This is a genomic window from Buchnera aphidicola (Melaphis rhois) (assembly GCF_005080745.1).
Classification (GTDB): Bacteria; Pseudomonadota; Gammaproteobacteria; order Enterobacterales; family Enterobacteriaceae; genus Buchnera_B; species Buchnera_B aphidicola_AT.
The window spans coordinates 106,749-119,949 of sequence record NZ_CP033004.1; the positions used below are offsets into that span (position 1 = coordinate 106,749).

Below are 13,201 nucleotides of genomic sequence, written 5' to 3' on the forward strand. Positions count from 1 at the left end.
TATTGATCATACCATCTGTAGATTTAATTAATGGGAAAATTGTTAGATTATATCAGGGAAAATATAATTGTAAAACTTCTTATGAAGATGATATATATGACGTTTTATCAAATTATTATTCACAAGGATCATCTATTGTACATTTAGTAGATTTAGATGGAGCACTGAACCCTAAAAGAAAACAAATTCATATTATTGAAACTTTACTTTCTAATTCTAATTTTAATATACAAGTAGGAGGTGGAATACGAACACGTCAAGACATAGAGTTGTTATTTTCGTTAGGTGTTAAGCGAGTAGTAATTGGTTCTTTAGCTATATACGATTCTATTACAGTAAAGACATGGTTAAAAGAATATGGAGGAGATGCTATTATATTAGCATTTGATATAAGAATTAATAATCATGAATATAAAGAAGTAGTAGTAGATGCTTGGAAAAAATTTTCTGGAGTTAGTTTAGAAAAATTAATAGATGAGTTTTCTTCATGTGGTCTTAAGTATGTTTTATGTACTGATATATCTAGAGATGGAACATTGTTAGGTCCTAATATAAATTTATATAAAGATCTCGTAAAGTCATTCAGCCATATTAGTTTTCAATCTTCTGGTGGCATAGGATCTCTGAATGATATAACATCTATTAAGCAATCTGGAGTAGAAAGTATAATTATTGGAAGAGCTTTATTAGAAAAAAAATTCAGTTTAATAGAGGCTATACAATGTTGGCAAAACGGATAATTCCTTGTTTAGATGTAAGTAATGGACAAGTAGTAAAAGGTATTCAATTTAAGAATCATAAAATAGTTGGCAATATACTTCCATTAGCACAATATTATACTGATCAAGGAGCAGATGAATTAGTATTTTATGATATTAAAGCTTCATCAGATAATAGATTATTAGATAAAAAATGGATTACTCAAATAGCAGAGGTAATAGATATTCCATTTTGTGTAGCTGGAGGCATTAAAACAGTGAATGATGTTAAAGATATTTTGTCTTTTGGTGCGGATAAAATTTCTATTAATTCTCCAGCTTTATCAAATCCAGATTTAATTAGTCGTATTGCTGATAGTTTCGGTATACAATGTGTAGTTATTGGAATAGATTCATGGTTTGATAAGATAAGCAATAGTTATCAAGTATATCAATATACTGGAAGTACACAGAGAACAGTAAGAACGAAATGGAATACGTTTGATTGGATAAAAAGAGTACAAGACTTAGGTGCTGGAGAAATAGTACTAAATGTAATGAATGAAGATGGAATGCGTAATGGATATGATTTAAAGCAATTAACTCAAGTAAGAAAAATATGTCATGTACCTCTAATTGCTTCTGGTGGAGCAGGTGAATTACAGCATTTTTATGACGTTTTTCATAAATCTCGAGTAGATGGTGCATTAGCTGCTTCCGTATTTCATGAAAATATAATAAATATAAAAACTCTTAAGAATTTTTTAATTGAAAGAGGTTTAGAGATTAGAAAATGTTAAAAAAAATAAATGTTTCTGATATAGATTGGAACAAGGTTGGTAATATGGTACCGACTATAATTCAACACAGTATTTCCGGTGAAGTATTGATGTATGGAGTTATGAATCAAGAAGCCGTTTTAATAACGCAAAAAGAACATTATGTTACTTTTTATTCTCGAACGAAAAAGCGATTATGGAAAAAAGGAGAAATATCTGGAAACTATTTACGAGTAGTTAATATGATACTTGACTGTGATAAAGATACATTATTAATTTTAGTACTTCCTCAAGGAAATACGTGTCATTTAAATCATACAAGTTGTTTTAAATCGTTTACTTCAGATTTGACTTTTTTTTATCATCTTGAAAACATATTAAAACTAAAACAAAAACATATTTCTAAACACTCTTATACTTCTCGTTTACATGTTATGGGTATTAATAAAATTGCTCAAAAAGTTGCTGAAGAAGCAGCAGAAACAGTTATTTCTGCTATAACACAGAATAAATTAGAATTAATTGATGAAGTTACTGATTTAATTTATCATGTGTTAGTATTGTTACATCATTGTGATTTAGATTTTTGTATGATTGTTGAAAATTTAAGAAAAAGAAGAAACAATAATACTGTAATATGATATAAATTTTTATATTTATTTTTAATGTATGTCCGAAAAATTAATTTTGCTAACATTTTAATTTTATAATCTTAGAGTATAGAGGAGTAAAAAATGACAAAAAAACAAATTGGTATAATAGGAATGGCAACAATGGGTCAAAATTTAGCTTTAAATATAGCACGTAATAAATATACTGTATCTGTATTTAATAGATCATCTGAAGTTACTAAACAATTTGTTTTAAATAATGTTAATGAAAATATATTTCCATTTTTTTCAATTAAAGAGTTTATTCGATCTTTAAAAGTTCCACGATGTATTTTAATAATGATTAAGTCTGGTATAGCTGTTGACGACATTATTGAATTGATGAAGAAATATTTAAATAAAGGAGATATTATTATTGATGGAGGAAATACTTTTTACCAAGAGACCATTCGACGAAGTCATGAGTTATCTAAGCATGGGTTATATTTAATAGGGGCAGGTATTTCTGGAGGCGCTGAAGGTGCGTTATATGGACCTGCTATTATGCCTGGAGGATCTAGAAAAGCTTATGATTATATTGCTCCTATATTAAAAAAAATTTCTTCAAAATTTGAAGGACAACCGTGTGTTAGTTATATAGGTAAAGATGGATCAGGACATTATGTTAAAATGGTACATAACGGTATTGAATATGGTGATATGCAATTAATAGCTGAATCTTATTTTTTAATGAAAAACTTGTTAAAATTAGATAATCAAGAATTATCGGATATATTTTTAGAGTGGAATAAAGGAGAATTAAATAGTTATTTAATATCAATTACGACAAATATTTTAATTAAGAAAGATATTAATAATAGTTATATAGTGGATTATATTTTAGATGAAGCTGATAATAAAGGAACAGGAACATGGGCTACTAAGAGCGCTCTAGATCTTAACGAACCTTTAACTTTAATAACTTCATCGGTTTTTTTTCGTTATTTGTCATCTTTAAAATCAGAACGAATGTTAGCATCAAAAATGTTATTTGGACCTAAAAATAATCATATGCTGTCTAATAAGATCGATTTAATTGAAAAAATTCGTAAGTCTCTTTATTTAGGAAAAATTATATCTTATGCTCAAGGTTTTTCACAACTAAGTAGCGCTTCTAAGAAATATGATTGGAATTTACAATATTCAGAAATAGCTAGAATTTTTCAATCTGGATGCATTATTCGTGCAAAACTGTTAAAATATATTAGTCAAGGATATTTAAAAAATAAAGATATTGTTAATTTATTGTTGATTAGCTATTTTAAAAATATTGTTAATAGTTATCAAGATGCGCTTCGAGATGTTGTATCAATTGCTATTAAATCTGGGATTCCAGTTCCAGCTTTATCTTCTGCAATAACGTATTTTGATTGCTATAGATCTGCTATATTACCTGCAAATTTAATTCAAGCTCAAAGAGATTATTTCGGATCACATACGTATAAACGAATTGATAATTGTAATTTTTTTCATACTGATTGGAACGAAAATAGTTAATAAATCATTAGTAGTTGAAATTTCACATTATTATAGTAATTAACAATTATAACTTGAACATATATTGTTTTATGTAATTATAGAGCTTTTAAACGCTATATGTATTTTATTGTTTTATTTATTGAAAGTTTATATTTCAAATTTTTATAGAATAACAGTATTAAACTGTTTTGATTCGTTATTTTTGTATTTTAAATTAATTAGATAGCATTATAGGTTGTTCGAAATGAGATTAAGTGATAGAGATATTGAATTATGGTTGAAAAAAAAAAGTTAGTTATTATACCTACCCCGAATAAAAAATTTATCCATGGAGTAACTATTGATATTCGCTTGGGTAATCAATTTTATACTTTTTGCCAAAGTAAAAAATATAGTATTGACTTAAGTAAATCAAAGAATGAAATTGCTTTAATGCTACAAGAAATTATGAGTAAAAAAAAGGTTATATCGAATAGCGAGAGGTTTGTGTTAAAACCTAAATCATTAGCACTAGCAGTTACTTTAGAAAAAGTTGTTATGCCTAATGATTTAGTAGGATGGATAGATGGTCGTTCGTCTTTAGCTCGACTTGGATTAATGATTCATGCTACTGCACATCGTATAGATCCAGGTTGGAGTGGAAATATTGTTTTAGAGTTTTTTAATTCTGGTAATATGATATTGACATTATGTCCAGGAATGCTAATAGGTGCTTTGAGTTTTGAATTGTTATCTAGTCCATCTTTGAGACCGTATAATATGAGAAGAGATGCTAAATACTTCAATCAAGATGGAGTGACATTGAGTAAAATATATGAAGATTAAAAAAATTTTAGTTACTTGTGCTTTTCCGTATTCTAATGGTTCTATTCATATCGGACATATGTTAGAACATATTCAAGCTGATATTTGGGTTCGTTATAAAAGAATGAAAGGTCACGAGGTATGGTTTATTTGTGCTGATGATGCGCATGGTACTCCCATTATGTTGAAATCTAAGCAACTTGGAATAGATCCAGAACAATTTATAATATCTATAAGGGATGAACATATTAGTGATTTTTTAAGGTTTAATATAAATTATGATAATTATTATTCTACACATAGTAAAGAAAATTTATCATTTTTAACGGAAATATATCATTGCTTAGAAGCTAAAGGATTAATTAAGAAAAAAGTTATATCTCAATTTTTTGATTGTGAAAAGAATATGTTTTTACCAGATCGTTTTGTAAAAGGCTCATGTCCTATGTGTTTATCTCAAGAACAGTATGGCGACCATTGTGATCAGTGTGGAAGAACATATTCTTGTATTGAGTTGATTAACCCAAAGTCAGTTTTATCAGGAAATAAACCTATATTAAAAAATTCATTACATTTATTTTTCAATTTACCCTATTTTAGTACCATGTTACAATCCTGGATTTGTTCTGGAGTATTAGAAGTATCTATAGTAAATAAAGTTATGGAATGGTTTCAACATGGATTAAAAGAGTGGGATATTTCGAGAGATGGTCCATATTTCGGGTTTAATATTCCTGGTTTTCTAGATAAATATTTTTATGTATGGTTAGATGCACCTATTGGATACATCAGTACATTTAAAAATTTATGTAATAAAATAGATCATTTAATTTTTGATGATTTTTGGAAAGAAGGTACAAAAAGTGAATTATACCATTTTATTGGAAAAGATATTGTATATTTTCATAGTTTGTTTTGGCCAGCAATATTAGAAGGAAGTAATTTTCGAAAACCTACCAAAATTTTTGTTCATGGTCATGTAACTCTTAATGGATTAAAACTTTCTAAATCTAAAGGATCTTCTATATCAGCAAAAAATTGGATTAAGAATTTAAGTTCAGATAGTCTGAGATATTATTATTCTACTAAGATCTCATCGAAAATTAAAGACGTAGAAATTAATAGTGATCATTTTCTACATAAATTTAATTCTGATATTGTCAATAAGATAATTAATTTAGCATCTAGAGTTGCATATTTCTTGTCTAATTATTTCGATAACTTTTTATCTAAAAATATAGAAAATCAATCTTTATACAGTGATTTTGTAGATAACACTAAAAAGATTGAGTTTTTTTTAGAGAAATGTGACTTTAATTTAGTTACTGTTATTATTATGCAGTGTGCAGATATAGCTAATAATTATATTGATACAAAAAAGCCATGGATAATATCAAAAAATATTGAAAAATACGACAATCTTCATGATGTATGTACATTAGGAGTTAATTTATTCAAGATATTAATGACATGGTTAAAACCTATTATGCCCGATTTAGCTAAAAAAACTGAATCTTTCTTAAATATAGAGTTAGTTTGGAATAATGTTAATTTACCTCTTTTGGATCATAAAATTTCTGATTTTAAACCGTTATGCAAACGAATTACTAAGCGTCAACTAATATTTTTGTCTCAAAAGTAAATATGTTTCTTATTTTTTTTTGATATATGTTTTATTTTTAGAATTAATGTAAGTATTTATATTCATATTAATTGTGAATATTATTAATCCATGACAATGTCCATGTATGTTCACTTTGTTTACGATCATCGTGTATTACATTGAATATTCCTAAAGCACTTATTAATGTATTATTATAAAATAATAAAGGGATATTTGTTCTATTCCATGGATTAATTTTATGTTCTTGCCATATTTTTTTAATCTTTTTTCTTATAGGATTACCTTGAATTAAAACTTTTCCTGATGTTTGAAAACGAATGTTTACTATTTCATTTTTTTTTGGGACAGGTAGTACAATACCAAATTTATTTTGAATAATAAATCCTAAATTATTAGGCAATTTTAGATAGTTCCATGGTGGATACCACATTAAAATTAAATTTTTTATACAAGGTACTATCTTTACGAAATATAAGTTTTGTTTGTATCTTTTGATTTCTTGATTGTTTACTTTTACTTTCGCTTTAGAATCAGGTTTAGATAAAATTACTTCATAATATATCGCTTTTATTATTTTATATGAAGGTGCGGTGTAGTTATTAATTTGTATCCATTTTCTTAATAATGAATATCTAATTTCTGATTTCATTTCAGCAAAATCTGTAATATTGAGAATAGAGTTACATATAAGATATTTATTAAGTTTTTTTTCTAAAATTTGATCTAATATACTTTTTTCTTTTTTTAAAATACATGTGCTTGTTGCACATTTCTCAATAAAATTTGGCCATCTTTTTGTAAACAAAGGTAATATTTTATGCCTTAAAAAATTTCGGTCATATGTAGTATCATAATTACTAGTATCTTCTATCCAATGAATATTATTTTTAGAAATCCAAGATTGTATTTCAGATCTATCAATATTTAATAGCGGTCTAATAATTATATATTTATTAAATAATTTACTTTTATAAGACATCCCACTTAAACCAGTAATTCCGCTACCTCGTTTTAAAGCTAGAAATAACGTTTCACATTGATCGTTTAAGTTATGCGCTGTTAAAATTATTTCTGTTGGTAATGCTTCATTACATATTATTTCATATCGTTTTAATCTGGCAGCTGCTTCTATTCCTAGTTTTTTTTTATTTATTATTGTTTTTTTTTCTATTAAAGTAATATTATGTTTTTCACATACTTGTCTGCAGTGTCGATTCCACTCATTTGAGTTTTTATTTAATTGGTGGTTTATATGAATAGCGCGAAATTTCAATTTTGGTTGAACTTTTTTAGCTTTCAATAGTTGATAAAATAGGAATGTTGAATCTAAACCGCCGCTATATGCTAATAAAAAAGATAAACCTGATATTTTTTTTATGTATTTTGTTATCATGTATAAAATGGTATTTTAAAAATAATGAAATAAATTATTTTCTAAAAGTTTTGTGTCCGAGTGGATTTGAACCACTGACTTCCACCATGTCATGGTGGCACTCTAAACCAACTGAGTTACGGACACGATAAAATAATATGTTCATGTATAATATTATATGTAATTAGTTTTATTTTCAATAGAATTGTTTATTAAAATTCAAAGTTTTTATACTTTTTTTAAGATTGATGGTATGGATAGTATTCTATATAAGGTCATTAAAGATGATGCGACTAATGCAATAAAAATTCCTATCCAAAATCCTGTTGCTCCCATTCTCGGAGTTATTATATCGGTTAGTGCTAATAGATAGCCAATAGGAAATCCAAGTATCCAATAAGATACACATGTAATGATAAAAATCATATTAGTATCTTTGTAACTTCTTAAAATTCCATTTCCTATAATTTGTAAAAAATCAAATACTTGGTAACCTGCAGCAATAAGTATTATTTTTTGCGCATACTGTATGACATTATTATCTGAAGTGTATAAATGTATTATGTTATTGTGTAGAATGATTATTAGCATTGATATTGTAAGAGATAAAATTAGTCCTGTAGTTTGTGCTGATACGATAATATTAGAAATCTTTTTTAAGTTCTTTTTTCCTAAATAGAATCCAATTCGAATACTAGTTGCAGTTCCTATTGACATTGGAAGAATAAAAATGAATGAACTAATACTTAAAATAATTTGATGCGCAACAATTTGATCGATATTTAAAGAAGCTATTAGTAATGTTATTAAAGTAAATAACATAACTTCAAAGAATAGTGATAATGCAATAGGCAGTCCTATTTTTATCAAGTTTAAAATAATTTTAAAATTTGGAAAATATTCGGATTTTTTTAGAAGAGTTGGATTGTGAATTAACGTATCATCTTTAGTGATTATTTGCATGGCAAAAAACATGAACCAATATACTATAATTATTGAAAAAGCACATCCTATATTTTTGGAATTAAATGATAATAATTTTCTGTATATTAGGAAATAATTTATTATTATATTTAAAATTAATCCAATTAATCCTACTGTCATGGCGGGTTTAGGTTTTAAAAATCCTTCGCATTGATTTTGTATTACTTGAAAATATAGATATCCAGGAGTGCTCCACAACAAAATTCTAATATAATCGATGCTTTTTTTTTCTATAATAGGATTAATGTTATTCATTATATTTATAATAAAATGAGAATTCCATAAAATAATCATGATTATAATTGCAATACATGTAGCTAACCAATATGCATTGATAACTTGACATTTAATATTTTTAATTTTTCCTGATCCGTTCATATATGATATAATCGGTACTAATGATAGCAGCAGCCCATGTCCGAACAAAATAATTGGATACCAGATGGATATTCCAATTGATATAGCAGCTATATCAGTACTATTTAAGGATCCAATCATGATACTATTAATTAATCCTATACTCATTTGCGATATTTGAGCAAACATAATAGGAATAGTAATTTTTAACAATATTTTTATTTCTTTTAAATATTTTTTCATTTCTAACCTTTATAGTATAAGATTTTATCTTAGTAAAAAAATGAAATATTAATAAATAGATATTATATTATTTTATGTTTTTTGCTTCCAAAAATAGTGTTTCATTTTGTGTAAGTTTTATCATTTATTTTTAATTTCATTTAAATCAAAGTTAATATAATTTTATTATTAATTAATAAGAATTATTAGGTATTTTATGTTTACTGGAATTATTCAAGACGTTGCAAAAATAGTATGTATAAAGAAATGCAAAAACTTTTCTCAATGGACTATACAGTTATATAATATTGATATAAACACATTGTTGTTAGGATCATCTATATCGTGCAATGGATGTTGTTTGACGGTGAAGAGTATTTATAATGATCACGTTAATGTAGATATTATACAAGAAACTTTAAAGTTAACTAGTTTAAAGAATTTTCATGAATCGCAATATATTAATATAGAAAGATCTGTCAAATTTGGAGAAGAAATTGGTGGACATTTAGTGTCTGGTCATATTATGACAACTGCAAAAATATGTGAAGTTATCATATGTGATGATCCAATTCGACAGTTGTGGATGAAATTAAATGATATTTCTTTTATGAAATACATATTTTATAAAGGTTTTATATGTATTGATGGTATTAGCTTAACAATTGGAAATATTAAAAAAAATTTGTTTTGTGTATTTTTGATTCCTACAACAATATTAAATACTACTATTGGTAGTAAAAGTATTGGAGATATAGTAAACATAGAAATAGATTATTTTACTAAACTTACTGTAGATAGCGTAGAGCAAGTGATATCGAAAGTTAAATAAACAAGGTTACATTAACATATATAATACTAATGTGTTTATTTTTTTTAGTATGTTTTTTAATAGCATTTTAAAATATAATATAACTATAGAATTAATATTTATTCGTAACATTATATAGAATTATCGAATATTAAACATTAAATTTACTTAACTAAACAATTAATATCTGCATAAATTAAGCAGATATAATTAATATTATAGTATACTTTTAATTATGTTACTTAATTTTCAAAATATTGTTTTATGTTGGTTGTTATCTAAAATTTTTGTAATAATGTACTTTAGGTAAATATTTTTATATTTTATTAATTTTATAATATTTAGCAATATCAAGTTAATACATAAGGTTAAGTAATTATTATGTATAGTTAATGTTTTCAGAAAAATATTTAATTTAGATTACGTTTTTAAATTTATTTTAAAATTTATATTTATTCCTAATTTGTATATTTACATCATAAAATAAATTAAATAACATTCAAATGTTCATAAAATATACATTCGACATTTATGTGATCTAGAACATATATTAAAATGTATTGTATTTTATTTAAATAGTTTTAAACATTTGAACTAATGAATAGTATTTAAATGTAGGTATTGATTTGTATGAACTATTTTTCATTATTCTTAAGTAATATATTAGTCAATAATTTAGTGTTGATAAATTTTTTAGGATTATGTCCTTTTATGGGGACTTCTAAAAAATTTAGTACTGCTATAGGTTTAGGCAGTGCTACTGTTTTTGTAATAACAATCATTTCTATCTTATCGTGGTTAGTAAATTATTACATTTTAATTCCATTAAATTTAATATGTCTTAGAATTATGACTTATATGTTAATTATTTCAGTCAGTGTTCAAATAATTGAAATAGTCATAAGAACATTTAGCCCTATATTATATAGATTATTAGGCATATATTTACCATTAATTACTAGTAACTGTTCAGTATTAGCAATTCCTCTATTATGTTTAAATTTAAATTTTAATTTTTTAGAATCTGTTGTATATGGTTTTAGTTCTTCTATTGGTTTTTTTTTAGTTTTAGTTGTTTTTTCTAGTATACGAGAACGTTTGCTATTATCTGACATACCTTTTCCTTTTAAAGGAAATCCAATTGCATTAATTACTGCTAGTTTCATGTCTGTTGCTTTTATGGGTTTTAATGGATTAGTGAGAGTATGATTTTTTTTGTATGTAATGCTATATTTTTTTTTAGTTTTTTAAGTATTTCTTTAGGATACTTGATGAATTATGTTATATGTAAATGTCATATAGATTATGATCCAATAGTAGATAAAATTGATGAATTATTACCTCAAACACAATGTGCTCAGTGCAATTACCCTGGATGTCGTGCATATGCTAATGCGATTGTAAATAATAATGAAAGGATAGATAAGTGTATTCCTGGTGGTAATGAAGTAGTGTTACGAATGGCAAATGTATTAAACAATGATGAATTAAAATATAATAATCTAGGTTCTTCGGAAGATAGTTTTTATAAAATAGTTTTTATTGACGAGAAAAATTGTGTTGGTTGTTCAAAATGTAGGTTAATTTGTCCTGTAGATGCTATAGTTGGATCATATAATTTTATGCATACAGTTCTTTCAGACATGTGTACTGGTTGCAATTTATGTGTATCATTATGTCCTACTAATTGCATAAAAGAAAAAAAAGTGTTTTATGATTGTATTAATTAACTTTTTAAATAAGTTTTTATACCAGTGTAGCAATATTTTTACAAATTTTATTAAAATGTGTTCATGTTTTGTGAATAGAAAAATTTTTTATAGAGAAAAACATAGATTTTATGGAGGAATTGACTTCGTTTCTATGAAAATAAATCGTTCTTCTTCTAAGTTTCATAATATAGTTCTTCCAAAAAATTTTTTTATTTTGATAGATGATGTTATTACCTTAAAAAATAAAATTGTAGTTAACGTAGGACAGTTAGTATTACGTGGTCAGATTTTAGCATTGGGGGATAATAATATAGCTCCTGTACATTCTCCTACTTCAGGATTAATTATTGCAATTGTTAAAAAAAAATTTAGTTTTTTTTCAAAAAAATATTTTAGTATAATTAATATAAAAACTGATGGAAAAGATAATTGTATAAATTTTCATTCATTTAATAATTATAAATGTTTTAGTACAAGTAAAATTATTCAATTAATTTATAATTCTGGTATTATTGGATTAGGAGGAGCAGGATTTTTATCTTCTAAAAAATTAAAACTTGCTATAAAAAAAGCGCATACTTTAGTCATAAACGCTGTTGAAAGTGAGCCATATATAACATCCGATGATTGTTTAGTTCAACATTTTGCTAAAGAGATTATTGAAGGATGTAAAATTATTACATGGATTTTAAAAATTAAATGTGTTTTGATTGTTTTAGAAGATGGTAAACACAAAGCATATATTAAGCTAAAAAAAGAACTAAAATTATTTTCTAATTTTTCAATACGTCAAATTAAAAAAAAATATCCTTCTGGTAGTAGTAAACAATTAATACAGATATTATTTAATAAAGAAATTCCATATGGAAAACATTCAATTGATTTAGGAATTGTTATATTTAATGTTTCTACTGTATTTTCGATTAAACGGGCTGTTATAAATGGCGAACCTCTTATTGAAAGAATAGTAACTATTTCTGATAGTGAGTTATTATATCAAAAAAATGTCCTAATACGGATAGGTACACCTATTAGTCATGTATTGTCTGAATGTAATATTAATATCCACAATAGTACTGTTATTATAGGAGGTCCAATAACTGGAAGAATAGTTAATGATTTAAGTTTTTCGATTTTAAAAACTAATAGTAGTATTTTATGTACAAAATTAAATTTTATGAGTAATAAATTAGAAGGTCCATGTATTCGTTGTACAGAATGTTCTAGATTATGTCCTATTCGTTTATTACCAGAGCAATTGTATTTTTATAGCAAAGTTTCTGACCACAAAAAATCTCAAGAGTACCATATTAATGAGTGTATTGAATGTGGAATTTGTGAGCAAGTATGTCCTAGTAATATTCCACTTATAACGTATTTTAAAAAAGAACAATCAAAATTGAATAAGATAAAATTTAAAGAAAATATGTCTAAAAGATTTAAAAAGTTATTTTTATCTCGTCAATCTAGATTATACCATTCAGATTTGATTCATAAAAATATTGTGAATTCTAACAGTCCTTTAGATGAACAATGTAACAATAGTATTATTATTAATAACAATATTGAACGTATTACCATACAAAAGTCTAATTATTTTAGAAAAATAGAATTGAAAGCTGCAATAAGTAGAGCTAAACTTAAAAAAGATATGAAATAATTATTTTAATTAAAGTAGTGTTATTATATATCTTATATGAATTAATTTA

General features: G+C 25.2%; 11 protein-coding genes, 1 tRNA gene and 1 pseudogene. 10 read left to right on the plus strand and 3 right to left on the minus strand.

Going from position 1 to position 13,201, the window contains the following annotated elements; genetic code table 11:
• The first annotated feature begins 2 nt into the window (after positions 1-2).
• From hisA to metG, 6 genes and pseudogenes are all read left to right on the plus strand, one after another.
• Positions 3-740 (plus strand): 1-(5-phosphoribosyl)-5-[(5-phosphoribosylamino)methylideneamino]imidazole-4-carboxamide isomerase, encoded by a 738-nt coding sequence (gene hisA, locus D9V73_RS00485; protein WP_158336769.1) that lies wholly within the window; start codon positions 3-5, stop codon positions 738-740.
• On the plus strand, positions 722-1,498 hold the full coding sequence (gene hisF / locus D9V73_RS00490) for an imidazole glycerol phosphate synthase subunit HisF (protein WP_158336313.1): 777 nt from the start codon (positions 722-724) through the stop codon (positions 1,496-1,498). Before hisA ends, hisF begins: the two co-directional genes overlap by 19 nt.
• On the plus strand, positions 1,492-2,118 hold the full coding sequence (hisIE, locus tag D9V73_RS00495; RefSeq protein WP_158336314.1) for a bifunctional phosphoribosyl-AMP cyclohydrolase/phosphoribosyl-ATP diphosphatase HisIE: 627 nt from the start codon (positions 1,492-1,494) through the stop codon (positions 2,116-2,118). Before hisF ends, hisIE begins: the two co-directional genes overlap by 7 nt.
• Positions 2,119-2,211: 93 nt before the next feature.
• Complete coding sequence (gndA, locus tag D9V73_RS00500; RefSeq protein ID WP_158336315.1) at positions 2,212-3,624, plus strand: NADP-dependent phosphogluconate dehydrogenase; 1,413 nt, start codon at positions 2,212-2,214, stop codon at positions 3,622-3,624.
• Positions 3,625-3,850: 226 nt separating this feature from the next.
• Positions 3,851-4,431 (plus strand): annotated as a pseudogene (dcd, locus tag D9V73_RS00505) (dCTP deaminase).
• Positions 4,421-6,052 carry a methionine--tRNA ligase gene (gene metG / locus D9V73_RS00510; protein WP_158336316.1) on the plus strand — a complete coding sequence of 544 codons (1,632 nt, stop codon included), beginning with the start codon at positions 4,421-4,423 and terminating at the stop codon, positions 6,050-6,052. Before dcd ends, metG begins: the two are co-directional and overlap by 11 nt.
• A gap of 67 nt (positions 6,053-6,119) precedes the next feature.
• On the opposite strand, the gene tilS is transcribed toward metG, so the two are convergent.
• The 3 genes from tilS to D9V73_RS00525 form a co-directional block, all read right to left on the minus strand.
• Complete coding sequence (tilS, locus tag D9V73_RS00515; RefSeq protein ID WP_158336317.1) at positions 6,120-7,427, minus strand: tRNA lysidine(34) synthetase TilS; 1,308 nt, start codon at positions 7,425-7,427, stop codon at positions 6,120-6,122.
• Positions 7,428-7,478: 51 nt separating this feature from the next.
• Positions 7,479-7,553 (minus strand) — tRNA-Val (locus tag D9V73_RS00520).
• Positions 7,554-7,634: 81 nt separating this feature from the next.
• On the minus strand, positions 7,635-8,990 hold the full coding sequence (locus D9V73_RS00525) for an MATE family efflux transporter (protein WP_158336318.1): 1,356 nt from the start codon (positions 8,988-8,990) through the stop codon (positions 7,635-7,637).
• A gap of 196 nt (positions 8,991-9,186) precedes the next feature.
• On the opposite strand from D9V73_RS00525, the gene D9V73_RS00530 reads away from it, so the two are divergent.
• From D9V73_RS00530 to rsxC, 4 genes are all read left to right on the plus strand, one after another.
• Entirely contained in the window at positions 9,187-9,801 is a 615-nt protein-coding gene (locus D9V73_RS00530) for a riboflavin synthase subunit alpha (protein WP_158336319.1), read from the plus strand.
• Between the two features lie 609 nt (positions 9,802-10,410).
• Positions 10,411-10,989 (plus strand): electron transport complex subunit RsxA, encoded by a 579-nt coding sequence (rsxA, locus tag D9V73_RS00535; RefSeq protein ID WP_158336321.1) that lies wholly within the window; start codon positions 10,411-10,413, stop codon positions 10,987-10,989.
• Entirely contained in the window at positions 10,986-11,510 is a 525-nt protein-coding gene (locus D9V73_RS00540) for an RnfABCDGE type electron transport complex subunit B (RefSeq protein ID WP_158336323.1), read from the plus strand. The genes rsxA and D9V73_RS00540 overlap by 4 nt, the downstream gene beginning before the upstream one ends.
• Before the next feature lie 70 nt (positions 11,511-11,580).
• Positions 11,581-13,152: an electron transport complex subunit RsxC gene (rsxC, locus tag D9V73_RS00545; protein ID WP_187307829.1), complete on the plus strand. Its 1,572-nt coding sequence runs from the start codon at positions 11,581-11,583 to the stop codon at positions 13,150-13,152.
• The last annotated feature ends 49 nt before the right edge of the window (positions 13,153-13,201 follow it).

What these genes read in the sequence shown, in the direction of transcription:
- D9V73_RS00525 (WP_158336318.1), bottom strand. Translation starts at nt 8,990, where the DNA reads ATGAAAAAATATTTAAAAGAAATAAAAATATTGTTAAAAATTACTATT.
- gndA (WP_158336315.1), top strand. Translation starts at nt 2,212, where the DNA reads ATGACAAAAAAACAAATTGGTATAATAGGAATGGCAACAATGGGTCAA.
- rsxA (WP_158336321.1), top strand. Translation starts at nt 10,411, where the DNA reads ATGAACTATTTTTCATTATTCTTAAGTAATATATTAGTCAATAATTTA.
- D9V73_RS00540 (WP_158336323.1), top strand. Translation starts at nt 10,986, where the DNA reads ATGATTTTTTTTGTATGTAATGCTATATTTTTTTTTAGTTTTTTAAGT.
- metG (WP_158336316.1), top strand. Translation starts at nt 4,421, where the DNA reads ATGAAGATTAAAAAAATTTTAGTTACTTGTGCTTTTCCGTATTCTAAT.
- hisF (WP_158336313.1), top strand. Translation starts at nt 722, where the DNA reads ATGTTGGCAAAACGGATAATTCCTTGTTTAGATGTAAGTAATGGACAA.
- hisIE (WP_158336314.1), top strand. Translation starts at nt 1,492, where the DNA reads ATGTTAAAAAAAATAAATGTTTCTGATATAGATTGGAACAAGGTTGGT.
- tilS (WP_158336317.1), bottom strand. Translation starts at nt 7,427, where the DNA reads ATGATAACAAAATACATAAAAAAAATATCAGGTTTATCTTTTTTATTA.
- D9V73_RS00530 (WP_158336319.1), top strand. Translation starts at nt 9,187, where the DNA reads ATGTTTACTGGAATTATTCAAGACGTTGCAAAAATAGTATGTATAAAG.